General features: G+C 61.3%; 25 protein-coding genes. 19 read left to right on the top strand and 6 right to left on the bottom strand.

Features of this window, described 5'->3' with window-relative positions:
• The first annotated feature begins 2 nt into the window (after positions 1 to 2).
• Positions 3 to 827: a TIGR00282 family metallophosphoesterase gene (locus AC1DIJ_RS21780; RefSeq protein WP_112385437.1), complete on the top strand. Its 825-nt coding sequence runs from the start codon at positions 3 to 5 to the stop codon at positions 825 to 827.
• A 313-nt stretch (positions 828 to 1,140) separates the two neighbouring features.
• Entirely contained in the window at positions 1,141 to 1,986 is an 846-nt protein-coding gene (locus AC1DIJ_RS21775) for an MBL fold metallo-hydrolase (RefSeq protein WP_112385438.1), read from the top strand.
• Between the two features lie 187 nt (positions 1,987 to 2,173).
• On the opposite strand, the gene AC1DIJ_RS21770 is transcribed toward AC1DIJ_RS21775, so the two are convergent.
• Entirely contained in the window at positions 2,174 to 2,677 is a 504-nt protein-coding gene (locus tag AC1DIJ_RS21770; protein ID WP_112385703.1) for a pyridoxamine 5'-phosphate oxidase family protein, read from the bottom strand.
• Positions 2,678 to 2,851: 174 nt separating this feature from the next.
• Here AC1DIJ_RS21770 and AC1DIJ_RS21765 point away from each other — a divergent pair, with 174 nt between their 5' ends.
• Complete coding sequence (locus AC1DIJ_RS21765; RefSeq protein ID WP_112385439.1) at positions 2,852 to 3,598, top strand: YebC/PmpR family DNA-binding transcriptional regulator; 747 nt, start codon at positions 2,852 to 2,854, stop codon at positions 3,596 to 3,598.
• A gap of 57 nt (positions 3,599 to 3,655) precedes the next feature.
• On the opposite strand, the gene AC1DIJ_RS21760 is transcribed toward AC1DIJ_RS21765, so the two are convergent.
• Together AC1DIJ_RS21760 and AC1DIJ_RS21755 are read right to left on the bottom strand one after the other, a co-directional pair.
• Positions 3,656 to 4,459: an anti-sigma factor family protein gene (locus AC1DIJ_RS21760; protein ID WP_112385440.1), complete on the bottom strand. Its 804-nt coding sequence runs from the start codon at positions 4,457 to 4,459 to the stop codon at positions 3,656 to 3,658.
• Positions 4,456 to 5,199, bottom strand: a complete 744-nt coding sequence (locus AC1DIJ_RS21755; RefSeq protein ID WP_477831548.1) for a sigma-70 family RNA polymerase sigma factor — start codon at positions 5,197 to 5,199, stop codon at positions 4,456 to 4,458. Before AC1DIJ_RS21755 ends, AC1DIJ_RS21760 begins: the two co-directional genes overlap by 4 nt.
• Before the next feature lie 292 nt (positions 5,200 to 5,491).
• Between AC1DIJ_RS21755 and AC1DIJ_RS21750 the strand changes: the two genes are divergently transcribed.
• From AC1DIJ_RS21750 to AC1DIJ_RS21730, 5 genes are all read left to right on the top strand, one after another.
• The gene (locus AC1DIJ_RS21750) at positions 5,492 to 6,466 is read left to right on the top strand and encodes an MBL fold metallo-hydrolase (protein WP_112385441.1); all 975 of its coding nucleotides are present in this window, start codon (positions 5,492 to 5,494) and stop codon (positions 6,464 to 6,466) included.
• A 20-nt stretch (positions 6,467 to 6,486) separates the two neighbouring features.
• Positions 6,487 to 6,972 (top strand): tetratricopeptide repeat protein, encoded by a 486-nt coding sequence (locus AC1DIJ_RS21745; RefSeq protein ID WP_112385442.1) that lies wholly within the window; start codon positions 6,487 to 6,489, stop codon positions 6,970 to 6,972.
• A 62-nt stretch (positions 6,973 to 7,034) separates the two neighbouring features.
• Complete coding sequence (locus AC1DIJ_RS21740) at positions 7,035 to 7,469, top strand: DoxX family protein (protein WP_477831547.1); 435 nt, start codon at positions 7,035 to 7,037, stop codon at positions 7,467 to 7,469.
• 152 nt (positions 7,470 to 7,621) lie between these two features.
• Positions 7,622 to 8,110, top strand: a complete 489-nt coding sequence (locus AC1DIJ_RS21735) for an invasion associated locus B family protein (protein ID WP_112385443.1) — start codon at positions 7,622 to 7,624, stop codon at positions 8,108 to 8,110.
• A gap of 1 nt (position 8,111) precedes the next feature.
• A complete protein-coding gene (locus tag AC1DIJ_RS21730) occupies positions 8,112 to 8,669 on the top strand; it encodes an SH3 domain-containing protein (protein ID WP_112385444.1) in 558 nt (185 codons plus the stop codon).
• On the opposite strand, the gene AC1DIJ_RS21725 is transcribed toward AC1DIJ_RS21730, so the two are convergent.
• Positions 8,666 to 9,667 carry an LLM class flavin-dependent oxidoreductase gene (locus tag AC1DIJ_RS21725; RefSeq protein WP_112385445.1) on the bottom strand — a complete coding sequence of 334 codons (1,002 nt, stop codon included), beginning with the start codon at positions 9,665 to 9,667 and terminating at the stop codon, positions 8,666 to 8,668. The genes AC1DIJ_RS21730 and AC1DIJ_RS21725 overlap by 4 nt on opposite strands.
• Before the next feature lie 186 nt (positions 9,668 to 9,853).
• Entirely contained in the window at positions 9,854 to 10,237 is a 384-nt protein-coding gene (locus tag AC1DIJ_RS21720) for a VOC family protein (protein WP_112385446.1), read from the bottom strand.
• A 255-nt stretch (positions 10,238 to 10,492) separates the two neighbouring features.
• Between AC1DIJ_RS21720 and AC1DIJ_RS21715 the strand changes: the two genes are divergently transcribed.
• On the top strand, positions 10,493 to 10,717 hold the full coding sequence (locus AC1DIJ_RS21715) for a hypothetical protein (RefSeq protein ID WP_112385447.1): 225 nt from the start codon (positions 10,493 to 10,495) through the stop codon (positions 10,715 to 10,717).
• Between the two features lie 67 nt (positions 10,718 to 10,784).
• Here AC1DIJ_RS21715 and AC1DIJ_RS21710 read toward each other — a convergent pair whose 3' ends face one another.
• Entirely contained in the window at positions 10,785 to 13,100 is a 2,316-nt protein-coding gene (locus AC1DIJ_RS21710) for a methyl-accepting chemotaxis protein (RefSeq protein ID WP_112385448.1), read from the bottom strand.
• A gap of 231 nt (positions 13,101 to 13,331) precedes the next feature.
• Between AC1DIJ_RS21710 and ruvC the strand changes: the two genes are divergently transcribed.
• From ruvC to AC1DIJ_RS21660, 10 genes are read left to right on the top strand one after another with little or no spacing between them, the layout of a single operon-like run.
• Entirely contained in the window at positions 13,332 to 13,844 is a 513-nt protein-coding gene (ruvC, locus tag AC1DIJ_RS21705; RefSeq protein ID WP_112385449.1) for a crossover junction endodeoxyribonuclease RuvC, read from the top strand.
• 56 nt (positions 13,845 to 13,900) lie between these two features.
• Entirely contained in the window at positions 13,901 to 14,152 is a 252-nt protein-coding gene (locus tag AC1DIJ_RS21700; RefSeq protein ID WP_112385450.1) for an AbrB/MazE/SpoVT family DNA-binding domain-containing protein, read from the top strand.
• 1 nt (position 14,153) lies between these two features.
• Positions 14,154 to 14,567, top strand: coding sequence for a type II toxin-antitoxin system VapC family toxin (locus AC1DIJ_RS21695; protein ID WP_112385451.1), 414 nt, complete (start codon positions 14,154 to 14,156; stop codon positions 14,565 to 14,567).
• Positions 14,568 to 14,577: 10 nt separating this feature from the next.
• Positions 14,578 to 15,192, top strand: a complete 615-nt coding sequence (gene ruvA / locus AC1DIJ_RS21690; protein ID WP_112385452.1) for a Holliday junction branch migration protein RuvA — start codon at positions 14,578 to 14,580, stop codon at positions 15,190 to 15,192.
• A gap of 54 nt (positions 15,193 to 15,246) precedes the next feature.
• Positions 15,247 to 15,507, top strand: a complete 261-nt coding sequence (locus AC1DIJ_RS21685) for an AbrB/MazE/SpoVT family DNA-binding domain-containing protein (protein ID WP_112385453.1) — start codon at positions 15,247 to 15,249, stop codon at positions 15,505 to 15,507.
• On the top strand, positions 15,504 to 15,902 hold the full coding sequence (locus AC1DIJ_RS21680; protein ID WP_112385454.1) for a type II toxin-antitoxin system VapC family toxin: 399 nt from the start codon (positions 15,504 to 15,506) through the stop codon (positions 15,900 to 15,902). The genes AC1DIJ_RS21685 and AC1DIJ_RS21680 overlap by 4 nt, the downstream gene beginning before the upstream one ends.
• The gene (gene ruvB / locus AC1DIJ_RS21675; protein WP_112385455.1) at positions 15,899 to 16,939 is read left to right on the top strand and encodes a Holliday junction branch migration DNA helicase RuvB; all 1,041 of its coding nucleotides are present in this window, start codon (positions 15,899 to 15,901) and stop codon (positions 16,937 to 16,939) included. The genes AC1DIJ_RS21680 and ruvB overlap by 4 nt, the downstream gene beginning before the upstream one ends.
• 8 nt (positions 16,940 to 16,947) lie before the next feature.
• Positions 16,948 to 17,460: an NUDIX hydrolase gene (locus AC1DIJ_RS21670; protein WP_112385456.1), complete on the top strand. Its 513-nt coding sequence runs from the start codon at positions 16,948 to 16,950 to the stop codon at positions 17,458 to 17,460.
• Positions 17,461 to 17,510: 50 nt separating this feature from the next.
• Positions 17,511 to 17,729 carry a hypervirulence associated TUDOR domain-containing protein gene (locus tag AC1DIJ_RS21665; RefSeq protein ID WP_112385457.1) on the top strand — a complete coding sequence of 73 codons (219 nt, stop codon included), beginning with the start codon at positions 17,511 to 17,513 and terminating at the stop codon, positions 17,727 to 17,729.
• Positions 17,730 to 17,759: 30 nt separating this feature from the next.
• Entirely contained in the window at positions 17,760 to 18,323 is a 564-nt protein-coding gene (locus AC1DIJ_RS21660; protein ID WP_112385706.1) for a DinB family protein, read from the top strand.
• Positions 18,324 to 18,329: the final 6 nt, after the last annotated feature.

The raw sequence follows: 18,329 nt of genomic DNA, 5'->3' as shown, positions 1-18,329 counted from the left end.
GAATGCGACTGCTTTTTCTGGGTGACATGGTCGGCAAGACGGGACGCACCGCGGTTTGGGATCGCCTGCCCGGTCTCGTATCCGACCTGAAACTCGATTTCGTCATCGTCAACGGCGAGAACGCCGCCGGCGGCTTCGGCATCACCGAAGACATTTTCCTCGAGACGATCAACGCCGGCGCCGATGTCGTCACCACGGGCAATCACGTCTGGGACCAGAAGGACGCCGTCGCCTTTGCCGGCCGCCACGATCAGTTCCTGCGCCCGGCCAATTATCCGCAGGGCACGCCCGGCCGCGGCTCTGGTCTCTTCTATGCCCGCAACGGCGCCCGCGTGCTGGTCGCCAACATCATGGGCCGCGTCTTCATGCATCCCGAGCTCGACGATCCCTTCAAGGCCGCCGAGGCGATCCTCGCCGCCGCGCCTCTGAAGGAGCAGGCCGACGCCATCATCTTCGACTTCCACGCCGAGGCGACCAGCGAGAAACAGTGCTTCGGCCATTTCGTCGACGGCCGCGCCAGCTTCGTCGTCGGCACCCACACGCATGTGCCGACCGCCGACCACCAGATCCTGAACGGTGGCACCGCCTATATGTCTGACGCCGGGATGTGCGGCGACTACGACTCCTCGCTCGGCATGGACAAGGAGGAGCCGCTCAACCGGTTCATCTCCAAGATGCCGAAGGGGCGGATGGAGGCGGCGACCGGGCCGGCGACGATCTGCGGGGTCGGGGTTGAGATTTCGGACGCGACGGGCTTGGCGGAGAAGATTGCACCGTTGCGGCTGGGGCCGAGACTGGCGGAGACGATACCGGAGTTTTGGCGGTAGTATCGAGACGTCGCGGGTGTCAGCCCCCTCTGCCCTGCCGGGCATCTCCCCCACAGGTGGGGAGATCACAAGTGGCAAGCTCCCCGCTTTGAAATGAAGGCTGCGGCTCGTAGGACGATCTTGGTGGGGCGAGCGGGTGCGCCCAGCCAATCTCCCCACCCGTGGGGGAGATGCCCGGCAGGGCAGAGGGGGGCGGCACCCACCGGCGCAAATGCAGACAACCCCCAACACGCATTTGTGAGCACCCCGCATCTGGACCCCTGCGGCGCCTTGCCGCATCCTCCCGGCTTCATGAAAGCGCCGGAGGGGTGGCATGAAGCCGCAATTGCTTGTCCTCGCTATCGCAGGCGTTGTTTCCCTCGCCCTGCCACAGGCCGCGAGCGCGCAGGAGCAGCGCAAGAACGTCAGCCAGTGCCAGGCAATTGCCCAAGGCATTCCGAAGGCGCAGTTCGCCAGCTTCTCGACCACCGCACCCGTCATCCCCGCGGTATCGGAAGGCGAGGACGTCACCTTCACCTTTCTCGGCCACTCCACTTTCGAGATCGACACACCCGGCGGCATCGTCATCGCCACCGATTACAACGGCATCTACCAGCCCTCGGTGACGCCTGACGTCGTGACCATGAACAAGGCGCACCAGACGCATTACACACTGACGCCGGATCCGGCGATCAAGCACGTGCTGCACGGCTGGAGCGACATCCCCGGTGAAAGGGCGAAGGTCGATCTCGTCGTCGGCGACGCCTATATCCGCAACGTCACGACCGACATCCGCTTCAGCTACGGTCTCGGCGGATCGCAGCAGGATGGCAACTCGATCTTCATCTTCGAGATCGCCGGCCTCTGTATCGGCCACCTCGGCCACCTGCATTACGAGCTGACGGATGCGCATTACACCGAGATCGGCCGTCTCGACGTGGTGATGGTGCCCGTCGACGGCGGGCTGACGATGGGCCCGGACAGCATGGGCCGGGTGATCAAGCGCCTGCGCGCCTCCATCGTCCTGCCGATGCACCGCCGCGGACCGCCGGTGGAGCGCTTCCTGTCGATGATCGGCAAGGAATTCGATATCCAGATGGCGCAGGACAACACGTTGACGGTATCGCTGCGGACGCTGCCGAGGAAGCCGCAGATTTATGTGATGCGGGATGTGCAGTAGGGACTCGCAAAGCCCGCAGCCCCTCACCCTACCCACCGGGGCCGAGCCAACGGTCTCGGCCCGTCCTTCGGACCCCCGAGGGGAGAGGGGAAGTGGACGCTGCGGCTATGGCGTCCCTTCTCCCCAGCGGGGAGAAGGTGGCCCAACGGGCCGGATGAGGGGGCCGCGCGATAAAACGGGAATTTGTTCAAGCAAACTGCAAATGCCGCTTGATCCCCACATCCGGCATCTTGTCATCGTCGAGGTTGGCCTTGGCGATCTCCCAGCCGAATTTGAGCTTGCTGCCGGTCGAGACCCAGATTTCGGCATCGTCCACATGCATGGCGAGCATCGTCAGTTTCGGGTCCTTCTTGCCGTTCTCGTACCAGGCGGCAACGACAGAGTTCCAGTATTCCTCGATCTTCGACGGATCGGCTTTCAGTTCGATCTTGCCTGCCAGGCAGGCGTGATAGTCGTGATCCTTGCCGACCACGCAGAAATGCGCGCGTGTTCCCGGTTTCACGGCACGAACGATATCCGCGTCCGATTTGGTGTAGAACCAGATCGTATTGGTCTTCGGATCGGCATGCGGCGCCATGGGCTGCATATGCATGTCTGCGCCGTCGACACCGAGCATGCCGGCATGAATGCCGTTCACCTGATCCCAGAGCTGCTGCGCCGGATGTTCGCGGGCTTCGCTGAAGCTTGCCATGGCCATTCCCTTCCGTTTTCAGTTTCCGGTTCAAAACGTCAGGTCTGCCGCCTTTGTTCCCCCGCGCTGCACAAGCCAACCGCCTGCGTGAAAAGGCGCTTTCCGCTTGAATACGGCCCGTTTCGCTCTTATAAGGCGGCCCATTCCGAATAATGAGACGTGAACAGGGGTGCCATGGCTGGCCATTCACAGTTTAAAAACATCATGCATCGCAAGGGCCGTCAGGACGCTGTGCGATCGAAAATGTTCTCCAAGCTCGCGCGCGAAATCACTGTCGCCGCCAAGGCCGGTCTGCCCGACCCGTCGATGAATGCGAGCCTGCGCCTGGCCATCCAGAACGCCAAGGCCCAGTCCATGCCGAAGGACAATATCGACCGCGCCATCAAGAAGGCAGCCGGCAGCGATGGCGAGAACTACGAGCAGATCCGCTACGAAGGCTACGGCCCGGGCGGCACCGCCGTCATTGTCGAGGCGCTGACTGACAACCGCAACCGCACCGCCTCGAATGTCCGCTCGATCTTCACAAAGGCAGGCGGTGCACTGGGCGAAACCGGCTCGGTATCCTTCTCCTTCGATCACGTCGGAGAAATCACCTACAAGCTCGCAGCCGGCGATGCCGACAAGATGATGGAAGCCGCGATCGAAGCCGGTGCCGACGATGTCGAGACCGACGAGGAAGGCCACTACGTCACCTGCGCTTTTGAAGCTCTCGGCGAAGTCGCCAAGGCGCTCGAAGCGACGCTCGGCGAAGCCGAAACCGTCAAGGCAGTCTGGCGCGCCCAGAACAACGTGCCAGTGGACGAGGAAAAGGCTCAGTCGCTGCTGAAGATGATCGACAACCTCGAAGACGATGACGACGTCCAGAACGTCTATTCGAACTTCGAAGTCTCCGAAGAAGTGATGGCCAAGCTTTCGGCCTGATCGCCTCTTGGCCGAAGACATTTCAAAGGCGGGCTTTTGCCCGCCTTTTTTGTCGTTTCAGCCCCCGGCTGCCCGGATGAAGCTGTCGCGGAAGGCAGCGAGATCGCCCGCGCTGACATCGGAGACCGCCCAGAACACCAGTCCATCGGACGACCAGTCCGTCATGTTGTAGCCGTCATGCTCCCGCGTCGCCTGCCCGCCTTTCGCCTGCGGCCAGATGAACAGGTTGATGACGTGACCGTTGCGCCGGTAGACGAGTGCCGCCACCACCCGGCCGCCGATATAATCGACCCGGCCGCCGACCAGCGGGAAACCATCCTTGGCGAGATCGTTGACGGGCGGCGAGAAATCGATGCGGCCGTTGAACCAGGGCTTGACCGTATGCTGGTTCGAGGTCTGCACATCGACGAGGTGATCGGCGAGCATCGAATGGACATGGCTCGCCAGCAGCTGGTCCTCGATGCCGAGATCCGGCACCGGCGCGTTGACGAACAGCATTGCGCTCGCCGCCAGCGCCGCCAGTGACGGCACGAAGCTCCAGTCGCGAATGAAACGAAAGAAACGGTCCCACCACGAAGCAGGTTTCTGGCGCGGCTGAAGAGCGGATGAGGAGATGGCCTGCTCGCGCGACAGCGCGGCAAGAACCTGCGACCGGACCTCGTCCGGAAGCTTGAAGCGCACGCCGTCCCGTCCGATCCGTTGCCGCACCCCGCGCACCCTTTCAATCTCCGCCCGGCAATCCGGGCACCCCGCCAGATGACTTTCCAGCTCTGCGGCACGCACCAGATCCAACTCGCCGTCGATGAAAGCGTGCACCACCGGCCCCCACTGGTCGCAGCCCTGCTTCGGCGCCTCGCTCATGCCCGCACCCCGCCATTCTCAAACGCATCCCAGGCCTCGCCGAATTCGCGCCGCGCCCGGGCGATGCGCGACATCACGGTACCGATTGGCACATCGATGACCTCGGCGATCTGCTTATAGGAAAGCTCCTCGAGTTCGCGCAGCACCAGAATTTCCCGCATCGCCTCCGGAAGCAGGCCGATGACATGGCGCACGCGCGACGTCTCGCTCTCGCGGATCATCGCTGTCTCTGCCGTCTCGTCATTCGATGCGATCTCATGCGCCGGGCTGTCGCTTCCGGCATCGGCATCCAGCGGCGTTTCGAAACGTGCCTTCCGCCTTCCCTGCTGCTGCCAGGCGAGGAAGCAGTTGCGGACGATGGCGAAAATCCAGGCCCGTGAATCACCGCCGCGATAGGTCTCGAAACTGCGATAGGCGCGCAGGAAGGCGTCCTGGACGATATCCTGCGCGGCATCCTGGTCGCGGCTGAGAAAGCGCGCGAAATTGTAGGCTGCATCCATGTGCGGAAGGATGTTCTGCTGGAAACGCAATGTGTGATCGGGCTGCGCGGCGGCAGCAGCGGTCTGCCGTCCGCCCCTCGCCTGTGCCATTTCCATATAGCCGACGAGGACCGACGCTGCCTCGACGAGAAAGCAGCTTGCGAGCTGCGAAAACGAACGCGAGCGGCGGCGCCAGCGCAGCAGAGCCATGGCCAGCTGATCGTCGAACGATGTGGGGAAAGCAAGACAGGCTTCGGTCATCACACCCTCTGCGGCTGCAGCGCAGCCGACTCTAGTCCTCGGGCCGCCCTCAGCACAATGCGACCCTTTATTGCCTAGATCGCCAAGCACCCGGTTTTATTCCCTGCCGACTGAGATTTTTTGACCGCTTTGCCGGGGTGAAAAAATTAGCCGTTCATTCTCAATGACTTGCATGGAAAATTACGCCAGGCTCGGAATAAGCAGCAGGCCTCTCCGGTCTAGTTCTTCAGCGGCGGCGTCGAACCCATCCCGTCTCCGCTGAGACACAGGACAAGCCAGAGGAGGCATCCCAATGTTTGAAATGTCACGCCGTACACTGCTTGGTTCGGCCGCCGCGGCAGCCGCATTCGGCCTCGCATCGAAGCTCGAATTCGTACCCCCGGCCTTCGCCGCATCGCCGGACGAACCGGCAACCGGCTTCTACCGCTACAATGTCGGCGATATCGAAGTGACAGCCATCTATGACGGCATCTGGCGCAAGCCGCACGATCCCGCCTTCATCAAGAACGCCACGGTCGACGAGACCAAGGATGCGCTCGCCAAGGCGCATCTGCCGACCGATTTCATGCCGATCCCGCTGACGGTGGTCGTCCTGAAGGTCGGCGGACGGCTGATCATGATGGATGCCGGCTCCGGCGTCGGTCAGTGGCAGGCCAATGCCACCAACCTTCCCGGCAACATGGCAGCCGCCGGCATCGACTACCGCAAGATCGACACGGTCATGATCTCGCATTTCCACCCTGACCACGTCTGGGGCCTGATGGAAAAGGGCACCAATGCGCCTGTCTTCCCGAATGCCGAACTTATCGTCCATTCGGCCGAATATAACTGGTGGACCGATCCCGGCCGCCTCTCGAAACTCGCGGAGGGACGCAAGCCTGCCGGAAAGCGCATCGCCGAAGTCTTCCCGAAATGGAAGAACTGGAAACTGGTGGAGGACGGTGCGCAGGTGGCGCCCGGCATCGAGCTGATTTCGGCGCCAGGCCATACGCCGGGTCATTCGACCTATCTGGTCAACTCCGGAAACAGCCAGCTGCTGGTTTCGGCCGACATCATGTACGTCCCGGCGCTGCTGGCGCCGCACCCGGAATGGCAGGGCAGCTACGATCAGGACGGACCTCTTGCCATCACCAGCCGCCGCAAGCTGATCGATCGCGTCATATCGGACAAGATCGCCATCTGCGGCTCGCACTTCCCCTTCCCCGGCTCCGGCAGCTTCGTCAAGGACGGAAATGCCTATGCCTTCACGCCTACCAGCCAGGCCTGACGCCTGAGGAGACTATCGTCATGAAAAGATCATTCACCCGCTACGCCGTTCTCGGCGTCATCAGCTTCTGCGCGTTGTCGGCAGGCGGCTCGGCCATCTCGGCATTGACGGCGATGCCCGCCTTTGCCGTCGACAACATGGAAGCCGGCGACGGTCCGGACCTCACTTCCGTCCGCGCCAAGATCGCTGCCAAGGACTATCAGGGCGCACTCGAGGAATTGCGCGGCCTCGCCGAGGATAACCAGCAGGCCGATGTCTATAACCTGCTCGGCTACACACTGCGCATGACCGGCGACTACGACACGTCGCTGACCTACTACACCAAGGCTCTCGAACTGCAGCCCGATCATAAGGCAGCACACGAATATCTTGGCGAGCTCTATCTGCAGACCGGCAAGCCCGACAAGGCAAACGAGCAGCTCGCTTCGCTGAAGCAGCTGTGCCCCGCAGGCTGCGAGGAGCTGGAAGACCTACAAGAGGCGATCGCCGCACGGGGCGGCAACTGACGGTGATTGCCCCGGGGCGGGCGGCAGATGCCGCTCGCCCTGCTCACCCTTTGGAGATGATCATGGACCATTCCCCTAGCCGATCCGCCGGCAGCAATGCAGCACTCCTCGCCGGACGTCTGCTGCTCTCGGCCATCTTCCTGCATGAAGGCGCAACGCTGGCGCTGAACTTCAACGCCACAGCAGCGGCTTTCGAAAGGCTCGGTCTCGAACTGCCGGTCGCTATCGGCGTCATCCTGCTGCAGCTTGCGGCGGGCTTCTCGGTCGCGGCAGGCATGGCCACACGGCTGGGCGCTGTTGCACTCGGCATCTTTTGCCTGATGACGGCCCTGCTCTTCCACACCGATTTCACCAGCCAGAACGAACTGCTGCATTTCGAGAAGGACCTTGCGATCGCCGGCGGCATGTTTGTGCTGGCGATCTCGGGCGCCGGATCGCTGTCTGTCGATGCGGTCCTGAAGCGCATCGTCCCGGCGCCGGTGGCTGCCTTCTTCTGACCTTCGCGATGATCTGGATCAAAGCGGTTCACAGCTCCGTGAGCCGCAGCCTGATTTTAAGAAAGCGGTAACGCTGCAACCCTTCAATGCCCCTGCCTCCAGCCGGTCTGTCTCAGGCCAGCGTCTCTCACACCATCGGCGGGGAAAATGCCATGAAGAAACTTGCTCTCACTCTCTCCATTTCGCTGCTCTGCGCCTTCGCCGCGCAAGCACAGCCCACAATGGTCAAGCGCTTCAACGATTGGGGCGTCTATTCCTACAAGGCCGATGGCCAGACGGTCTGCTATCTGCTGACCGTACCGACCGGCCAGACGCCAGCCAGCGTCGATCACGGCAAGAACTTCTTCATGGTCGGCCCCGGAGCTTCGGCGAAATACGAGCCGCAGGCACGAATGGGCTACGAGTTGAAGCAGGGATCGCGCGTCAAGGTGCGCATCGGCGACCAGACATTCTGGATGTTCACCCGCGAGAACGCCGCCTGGATGCAGCATGAGGAGCGTGAACCGGAAATGATCCGCGCCATGCGCGGCGGCAGCGAGATGGTGATCGAGGCGACCTCCAGCCGGGGGACGGACACCAGCTACACTTATTCGCTCGATGGCATCACGGCCGCCTTAAAACAGGTGACCAGCTGTAGCTGACATGCGCCGGTTTTCTCTTCTGCGCCGCACGATGGGGCTGCTTGCCCTCTGCGGCCTGTTTGCCGCCTGCCTGGCCAGCCAGGCATCGGCAATCCCGGTTGAGACAAGCGCGCCAAAAGGCCGGGAAACCGGTCTGCCGGTTCCCCGTTTCGTCTCGCTCAAATCGGCCAACGCGCGCATGCGCATCGGCCCGTCGCTGGATTACGGGACCAAGTGGATCTACGTGAAATCAGGCCTGCCGCTGGAGATCACCGCCGAATACGACAATTGGTGTCAGGTGCGCGATAGCGATGGCATCACCGGCTGGATGCATCGCGCCCTGCTCTCCTCGCGCCGGACCGCGGTGATCGGCCCCTGGCTGAAACAGCCTGCCGCACTTCACACCGGAGCCCGGGAAAGTGCGGCTGTATCGGCGGCGTTGATCGCCCGCGTCCTCGTCCATGTCGGACGCTGCGACGGAGCGTGGTGCAGCATCGGCCTGCCACACCAGAATCTCACCGGCTTCGTCGAGCAATCGGCCCTTTGGGGCGTCTACCCCGGCGAGACAATCGCCGATTAGGCGGCGGCGCTCATAAAGCTACCGAGGCCCGCGAAGAGCTCGACCGACTTCAGCCGTGCCTCGATATCGTGGATCGGCATCGAAATGATCAGCTCGTCGGCCTCCGTCTCTTTCAGAAAGTCCTTGAGCTTGGCTTCGGCCGTCTGCGGCGAACCAACGACGGCATAGCGCAGCGTATGCTCGACATTGAGCTTTTCCATCGGCGACCAGAAGCTCTCCATATCCTTCACAGGCTTCGGGAACTGGCCGCGCACATTGCGCCGGAGATTGACGAACTGCTGCTGCGCCGAAGTGAAGTGATACTCGGCCTCTTCATCGGTCGGCGCCACCGACCCCATCACGCCGGCCATCACATAGGGCTGATCGAGGACGGCGGAGGGCTGGAACTTGCTGCGATAGATATCGATGGCATCGAGCAGCGAATCCGGCGCGAAATGCGAGGCGAAGGCATAGGGCAGACCAAGCATGGCGGCGAGCTGGGCGCTGTAGAGGCTGGAGCCGAGCAGCCAGATCGGCACATGCGTCCGGTTGCCGGGCACCGCGAGGATCGCCTGGTTCTCGACCGGCTCTCCGAGCAGCTGCTGCAGCTCGACGACATCATGCGGGAAGCTTTGGGCGCCGGCATCGAGGTTACGGCGCAGGGCCTGCGCCGTGCGCATATCCGTTCCTGGCGCGCGGCCAAGTCCAAGATCGACGCGGCCGGGGAAGAGTGCCGCCAAGGTGCCGAACTGCTCGGCGATGACAAGCGGCGAATGGTTCGGCAGCATGATGCCGCCCGATCCGATGCGGATCCGCTTCGTCGCCGCACCGACATGACCGATGACGACGGCAGTCGCGGCGCTGGCAATCCCCGGCATGCCGTGATGTTCGGCAAGCCAGAAGCGCTTGTAGCCATATTCTTCCGCCTTCTGCGCCATCCGCGCGGAACCCGCGAGAGATTGGCTGACAGTCGTGCCCTCCGGAACGGGCGAAAGATCGAGGATGGAAAAGGGAATCATGAAAACCTGCCGTCGGGAATGTGGGGCTACCGGCTATGTAGGTGGTGAGAGCGCCGCATCCAAACCCTGCGGCGAAGAAAAAGGGCCAGTCGCTTGGTCGCCAATAAGCGCTGATGCCGAAGCAAGGTCAGTGTCCCACATGTCAACCATGGCGGCTGGCGACCCTAAGCGGACCTCTGACGTGTTCTATATGTCATTTGGCTTAATCCGCCACGGCGGATCGGTGCGGTTACTTCCAGCGAGGTACAGTAGGATACGGTTTCCGCCTGGATCAAAAAGCTCGGCTTCTCGCCAAAGCCAACTCTGATCTTGCGGCAGAGCTGAGAACACGATTCCTGCAGCAACTAGCCTTTGATATTTTTCATCTAAATCATCGCATTCGAAATAAACGGTGGTGCCAGTGGCTACATCGTCGCCCTTGTGTAACGAGAACGTGCTGGTACCGTCAGGGCAGACAAAGCGCACATAGTCAGGTCGTGCATCCACAATTGGCACCAAGCCGAGAGCGCAATAGAATGTCCAGCCCGCGTCAAGATTGGGCATTGTCACAGTGACTTGGTTCAGGTTCATCCCACTATTCTCGGTTTCTGCAACACCAACACCTGAGAGTTTACCGGATTTGTCATTCGGTTCAATGACCCCTTGTGGCGCAAGGTGGCCCATTGCCGGTGTCGGTTGCGCCCCTAATCGGCATTCCGCGAACCCGCGGATCAGCCCAAGTAAGCACCACCTACTATTACATATCTGCATTGCATAATCGGAAGTAGGCGCTTGCCCGCGATGGGATCATAAGGAGCGCAGCTTATGCATACGAGAGTGTTTTAGATGGATTGGGTCCCTGTAGTCTTCGTTACATTCAAGGTTCTTGCCTTGGGAATAGCGATGTTCTTCGCCATCAAGTGGCATTATGACCGTGCGGAGAAAAGCGACAGGCGAGCGCTACTGCGATCGGGCGGCATGATGGCCGCCGTCTTCGCGCTGGCGGTACTCGGCGTGGGGCTCGCCGCCTTCCTGCTCAGCAGGAAGCTCGGCTTGGACCTGAGCCTCTGATGAGGCCGCTGTTTCAAGCGACTCCAGATCCAACTGATGGCTGGAGTCGCCTGCTCCTCTGAGGGCGTTAAGACGCGCGGCGGTGCCGGAGCACATGCACTTCAGCGCTTTGGTGGTGATGGCCCTGCGGCAGTGTGAAATTGCCGAGCTGGCGGTCCATTTCCAGCGCCTCGCTGGCGAGACGGTGGATCGCTGCCGTGCTTTCCTCGACCATCGCCGCATTCTGCTGCGTCATCGAATCCAGTTCGGAGACCGCGCTGTTGATCTGGCGCAGCGTATCGGCCTCTTCACGGGTCGATTCCATGATCTCGTGGATCTGGCCGTTGATCGCCTCGACACGGCTGCCGATACCGGTCAGCGCAACCCCTGCCCGCTCAACCAGCGATACGCCGCTTTCGACCTCATGTGTCGACTTCTGCAGCAGGCTGGCGATTTCCTTGGCGGCGCTCGAGGAGCGCTGTGCCAGTTCGCGGACTTCCATGGCGACGACAGCAAAGCCCTTGCCGGATTCACCGGCACGCGCTGCCTCGACACCGGCATTCAGCGCCAGCAGGTTCGTCTGGAAGGCGATTTCGTCGATGACAGAGATGATCGAGTTGATCTGGCGCGAGGACGACTGGATCGCCTCCATCGCCGCGATCGTCTCGCGCATGATATCGCTCGAACCCGCCGTTTCCTTCTTGGCGTCGCGGGCGATCCGCTCGGCCTGCTCGGCGCGTTCGATCTGGATACGGACCGACTGGGTGATGGCATCGATCGCATTGGCGGTCTCGGTGATCGAGGCAGCCTGACGCTCGGTGCGGCCGGCCAGATCGTCGGCCCCGTTGCGCATCTCTTCCGAGCCTGAACGAACTGCCATCGAATTTCCGCCGATCGCCGTCATCGTTTCGCTGAGCGTTGCCAGCGCCTCGTTGAAGTTGACGCGCAGGCCCTCAAGCTCGGTCGGGAAGCGCGCCTCGATCTGATAGGCGAGATTGCCGCTGGCCAGATGATGCAGACCCTCGTCGAGCGCCTGCACGACATCCTGCAGGCTCTTCGCCTCGGCTTCGCGCAGCGCCAAGTTTTCCTGGCGGTCGCGCTCGGCGCGGGTGCGGGTCTCGGCACTTGCGGCTTCGAGCTCGCGGCTTTCGAGCAACGACTGCTTGAAGCGCGCCAGCGCCTTTGCCATCGTGCCGATTTCGTCGTGGCGGTTCTGGCTGCCGATCTCGGTATCGAGCTTGCCGTCCGCGACATCGCGGGTGTTGCCGGCAAGGCGGGCGAGCGGCGAGAACAAGAGCTTGGTGATCAGGCCGGTGGCGATCGCCATGACGACGAGCGCACCCAGGCCGATCATCGTCAGCAGCGTGGCGATCTCGATCGAGCCGGCATTCAGCTCGCTGAGACGGACGCTTTCGACCACCAGGAAGCGGTCGCCGTGATAATCGATGCCGCGGACATAGGCACGGGCCGAGCCGTCGGCGCGGTCGAAGTCATCGACCGTCATGCCCTGATTGTTGGCGAGCGCGTCCGGGATAAAGGTGAAGGGCGCAGTATCGAGCGTCGCCAGCTTGCCGTCTGCAAGACCGACAGCCGAACCATCGCTGGAAATGATCGCCGCCTGCGCCGTGCTGCCGGACACGATGCCCTTCGACAGGATGCCGGTGACGATATCATCGCGAACCTTGAAGAGGATGATGCCCTTCGCGAGGCCCAGCTTGACGATCGGAACGGCATAGAAGATCCCCGACTTTCCCGCATCGACGCGCAGACCCGAGAAGCCTGTCGGCGCGGAATCGTCGGTCGCCTTTGCCGTGTTCTCGACAGCCTTCGCGTAGGCGAGACCGGCACCGGTCGCCTTCCAGGCATCGGCTTTCAGGTTTTCGGCGAAATTGTCGTCCTTCTTGTAGGAATAGAGGACGGAACCGTCCATGTCGGCAATCAGCAGATCGCTGAAGGCCGTGTTTTCGAGGTCGCGGGCGACTTCGCCCTGCGTCTTCTCATGGTTGGAATAGTAGAAGCCGCTCGGCCCCTCCGGCTTCATCAGCTTTTCGCGCTGATCGGCCGGGTTCGGATTGTTGGTGATGAAGATCTTCTTCAGTTCCGCGCGGGCATCGCCCGAGGACTTCTCGATGGTCTTCCAGCCGCTCTTCAGGCTGGTGATCGACATCTGCAGCGCTTCGATACGCGCGATCGAGTTCGCCTGGTTTTCAAGCTGCTCCAGCTGATCCTGCAGCATGTCGCCGCGGAAGATGAGCACGCTCTCCTTCGCCTTCAGCGCCTGCTCGTCGGAAATGCGGCTGCTGGCGAAATAGCCGAGCACGCTGATGGTGCTGACGGCAAGCGCCGTGAGCAGAATGAAAGTCGCAATGACTTTAAATGATAGAGACTGAAATCTCTGAGCCATAAACTAGAACCCTTCCGGAGCGGCTTGCCTGGCTTTTCGCAGCTGGCTTGACCGAAAACAGAACACTGGGGGCCTTAACCTTCCGAAAAAGGAGCCCCTCTCACATTTGATGGATTAGATTTCAGACAACTGATTTAATTCGCAGTAAACGGCGCGACATAAAAACAAGGGATGTTTTTGTTTTGTTCACATATCAATGGCAGTTATTTTGCAACTGCAATATGGTGAGCCATGCAAAACACGATTCGCATCATCGGCATCGATCCCGGCCTGCGCCGCACGGGATGGGGCGTCATCGACACGCTGGGCAATTCGCTGCGCTTCGTAGCCTCCGGCACGGTCACGTCGGACGGCGACATGGACTTGGCCTCCCGCCTCTGCCAGCTGCATGACGGGCTTGCCGAGATCGTCCACAGCTACACACCCGATGAAGCCGCCGTCGAACAGACCTTCGTCAACAAGGATGCCGTCGCCACGCTGAAGCTCGGCCAGGCCCGCGGCATTGCCATGCTGGTGCCGGCCCGTGCCGGGCTGCAGGTTTCCGAATATGCTCCGAACGCCGTCAAGAAAGCCGTCATCGGCGTTGGCCATGGGGAAAAGAAGCAGATCCACATGATGCTGAAGATCCTGATGCCGAAGGTGGAATTCAAGGGCGACGACGCCGCCGATGCGCTGGCGATCGCCATCTGCCATGCCCACAATCGCGGCAGCAACCGCATGCGCCTGGCAGCCTTGGCCGGATAGTTTGTTCTTGACTTGTTCTCTAAGTAAGGATTATTCTTACTTTGAAGGAGCAAGTCATGCGCGTTACCTCGAAAGGTCAGGTCACGATTCCCCGCGATCTCCGCGAGCTGGCCGGCATAGAGCCAAACAGCGAAGTCGTGTTCTCCATGGAAGGCGGCAAGCTGGTTGTCTCCCCGAAGACTGGTCGTCGCGCCATCGAAGATCGAAACCGCCTTGATCAAGTCCTCAAAGCGATCTCCAAGCTTGAAGGCACTGGTGATCAGGCGATCGATGCCGACGCGCTCATGTCCATGACGCGTGACCGCTGACATGGCGACCTTGATTGACACCAACGTGCTGGTCGATCTCGCCGTCCCGTCGTCCAATTGGCATGGCTGGTCAAGGCAACGGACGATCGAGGCTTTCGATCAGGGGCCGGTGCTCATCAACCCGATCATTTATGCCGAGTTTTCGGTACGCTACCGCGATATCGATGAAGTCGATAACGCACTGCCGGAAGATGCCTTCCGCAGAGAAAATCTCCCCTGGCCAGCGGCTTTTGCGGCCGCAGCCGCATTCCGCATCTATCGCAAGGCCGGCGGCCAGCGCGAACGTGTGCTACCGGATTTTCTGATCGGTGCGCATGCCGCCATACGCGGCTATTCACTGCTGACACGCGATGTGAAGGGCTACCGCGCCTACTTCCCGTCGCTCGACCTCATCACTCCCGAAACCCATCCCTGACGGACATATCATGATCGGCAAGCTCAAAGGCACCATCGAAGAAATCGGCGAAGACTATGTGCTCGTCGATGTGCATGGTGTCTGTTACGTCGCCCATTGCTCGGGCCGCACCCTGTCGAAGCTCGGCTCCGTCGGAGAGGCCTGCGTCCTCTTCATCGAGACCTATGTCCGCGAGGACCAGCTGAAGCTTTTCGGCTTCACGAGTGTGCTTGAGCGCGAGTGGTTCAACCTGCTGCAGAGCGTTCAGGGCGTCGGCGCCAAGGTGGCGCTCGCCGTGCTCTCGACGCTGACGCCGCCGGAACTCGCCAATGCCATTGCCCTTCAGGACAAGACCGCCGTCTCCCGCGCTCAAGGGGTTGGGCCGAAGGTCGCGGTCCGTATCGTCACCGAACTGAAGAACAAGGCACCCGCCTATGCCGGCGAGGCGATGAATATCGGCCTCAAGCAGGAACTCGGCGAAGGCGTGGCCTCGGCCCCGGTCGCCGACGCCGTCTCGGCGCTGACCAATCTCGGCTATTCGCGTGATCAAGCGGCGAATGCCGTCGCTGCCGCCATGAAGACTGCCGGCGAAGATGCCGACAGCGCCAAGCTGATCCGGCTGGGGCTGAAGGAACTGGCGCGATGATTTCCTTGCGAAATCAGTTATTCCTTACTATATTTAAAACGTAAGGAGGTTTAGATGAATATCTATTATGGTACATTGACATCAAAGGGCCAGACAACTGTTCCCGCAGAAGTTCGCGAACTCTTGCACCTGAAGCCTGGCGATAAAATTCGCTACATCCACAGCGATGGTAAGGTCTTCATCAAGGCGAAGAACAAGCGCGCGATCGATCTCGCGGGAAAATTTCACGATCCATATCGCCCGACCTTCTCGCTCGATGACATGGATCAGGCTGTCGGAGACTCTATCGCGCAAAGGGTCGCCGCGGCAAAATGATCGGCCTCGACACAAATATTTTGCTGCGCCTTTTTCTCAAGGATGATGCAGAGCAGGCTAAGAAGGTCGAGCTTCTTTTCGCGTCGCTTCCTGAGGCAGGGCCGGGCTATATAAGCTGTATTACCCTGATGGAGGTGACTTGGTTTCTGCGACAGCGCATCAAGCTAAAGCGTGAAGAGATCATGGAAGCAGTTTCCGATCTGCTGGATGCCGCCGACCTCATTCTGGAGGACGAAAACATCGTTGAAGAGACGCTTGATGTGATGGCGCAAACGACAGCCGAATTTGCCGATGTCTTCATAGCTCTTAGGAATCGAGATGCCGGCTGCTCTGTTACGAAAACTTTCGATCAGCGAGCTGCCAGAGGCGTCCCTGGAATGGAACTACTGACATGAGCGACCCCGCCCGCCTGATATCGCCGGAAAAGAAGGGCGAAGATTTTGACGCGACGCTGCGTCCACAGTCGCTGGATGAATTCACCGGCCAGGCCGAAGCGCGCGCCAACCTGAAAATCTTCATCGAGGCCGCCAAGAACCGTGGCGAGGCGCTGGATCATGTGCTGTTCGTCGGCCCGCCCGGTCTCGGCAAGACAACGCTGGCGCAGATCATGGCGAAGGAACTCGGCGTCAACTTCCGCTCCACATCTGGCCCTGTTATCGCCAAGGCCGGCGATCTTGCGGCGCTGCTCACCAATCTCGAAGAGCGTGACGTGCTCTTCATCGACGAAATCCACCGCCTGAGCCCGGCCGTCGAAGAAATCCTCTATCCGGCGATGGAAGATTTCCAGCTCGACCTGATCATCGGCGAAGGCCCGGCCGCCCGTTCTGTGAAGATCGATCTGTCGAAATTCACCCTCGTCGCCGCCACCACCCGTCTTGGCCTGCTGACGACGCCGCTGCGCGACCGCTTCGGCATTCCGGTGCGTCTCTCTTTCTACACCGTCGAGGAACTGGAGCTGATCGTCCGCCGCGGCGCGCGCCTGATGAACCTGCCGATGACCGACGAGGGTGCCAAGGAAATCGCCCGCCGCGCCCGCGGCACGCCACGCATCGCCGGGCGCTTGCTGCGCCGCGTCCGTGATTTTGCCGAAGTCGCCAGAGCCGAAGCCGTCACCCGCGAGATCGCCGACGAGGCGCTGACCCGGCTGCTCGTCGACAATATGGGTCTCGATCAGCTCGACAAGCGCTACCTCAACATGATCGCCGTCAATTTCGGCGGCGGCCCTGTCGGTATCGAAACCATCGCCGCCGGCCTTTCCGAGCCGCGCGATGCGATCGAGGACATCATCGAGCCCTACATGATCCAGCAGGGCTTCATCCAGCGCACGCCGCGCGGCCGTGTACTCACCGCAACCGCCTGGAAGCACCTCGGCATGCAGCCGCCGAAGGACCTGGAAGCCGCGCAGTTCCGGCTCTTCCAGCAAGACGACTGAGCGCGCCGATGCCGAAGAGAACGATGATCCGGCTGGATGGCAGTGCCGGACGCTTCAACTACCGCATTGCCGGGCTCGGCTTCCGCGATGGCCATGTCCTCGTTCACCGGGCCGTCCATGAGCCTTTCTGGACATTCCCGGGTGGCCGCGCCGAGATTGGCGAGACCTCGGAAGAAACGCTGCGGCGCGAGATGGTGGAAGAGCTCGGTGTGACGGTTGAGGTCGGCCGCCTGCTCTGGATCGTCGAGAATTTCTTCCATTTCGAGAAGCGCGACTGGCACGAACTCGGGCTCTATTATCTGATGGAAGTCCCCGAAAGCTTCCCCTTCCGGCCAAACGAGATCGTCCATCAGATCGAGGACGGCAAGAGCATTCTGGAGTTCAAATGGGTGCCCGCCACCCGCGAAGCGCTGAAGGCTCTCGATATCCCGCCCTATTTCATTGCCGACGAGATCGAGACGCTTCCTCCGGCACCGCGCCACGTCGTCTGGCGAGACGGCGATCTCGACCGGGACGATTGAGGGAACTGTCCCTTTCTCCGCGCATTGCATTCTGAACAAGGAGCATCGCCATGCAGCAATACAGGACGGGCACGAGCGTCGAGTGGACATGGGGCAAAGGCAAGGGAACGGGCAGGATCGCTGAAAGCTTCACCGAAGACGTCGAGCGCACCATTGAGGGCGCCGACATCAAGCGGAAGGCGACCAGCGACGAACCCGCCTATCTGATCGAGCAGGAAGATGGCGGCAAGGTCTTGAAGAGCCACTCGGAAATCAGGAAGGTTCATTGACGGGCGATGACCGGTCCGACAGGAGATGACATGACAGTTTTCGATCCCTGCCGGGTTTTCCGCAAGCTCGCCTATAACAATGCGCTCGCCAATGTCAGATTGCTCGACGCCTGCCTCCGGCTGCAGCCGGGCGAGTTCGAAGCGCATCGCACCAGCTTCTTCCCTTCGATCAAGATGACGCTGAATCACATCATCACCGTCGACTGGTTCTACGTGGATGGGCTGGAAGGCGGCAGCCTCGGACCCGATGCATGGAAGATCGAAGAGCCGTTCGATACGCTCGAAGTGCTGATCCCCGAGCAGCGGACTGTCAATGCGCGCCTCGTTGCGCTATGCGAAGCGCTGACGCCGGAGACCTTGGCGGCCACCATCCGGCTGGATCGCGGCGGCCGGTTTCAGGAGGAGCGTGCGGACGATATCCTCAGCCACCTTTTCCAGCACCAGACTCATCACCGCGGCCAGGTGCATGCGATGCTGGCGGAATCCAGTGTCCGCCCACCGCAGCTCGACGAATTCATCGTCAACGATGATGCCCGTTTCCGGGGCGGCGAGATTGCCGCCCTCGGCTGGAGCGAGGAAAAGCTGATGCGTTGACCGCCA

The organism is Rhizobium sp. 10N427, from assembly GCF_056394605.1.
The sequence above is the reverse complement of the archived record's forward strand: the minus strand, read 5'-3'. Positions and strand labels throughout refer to the sequence as shown.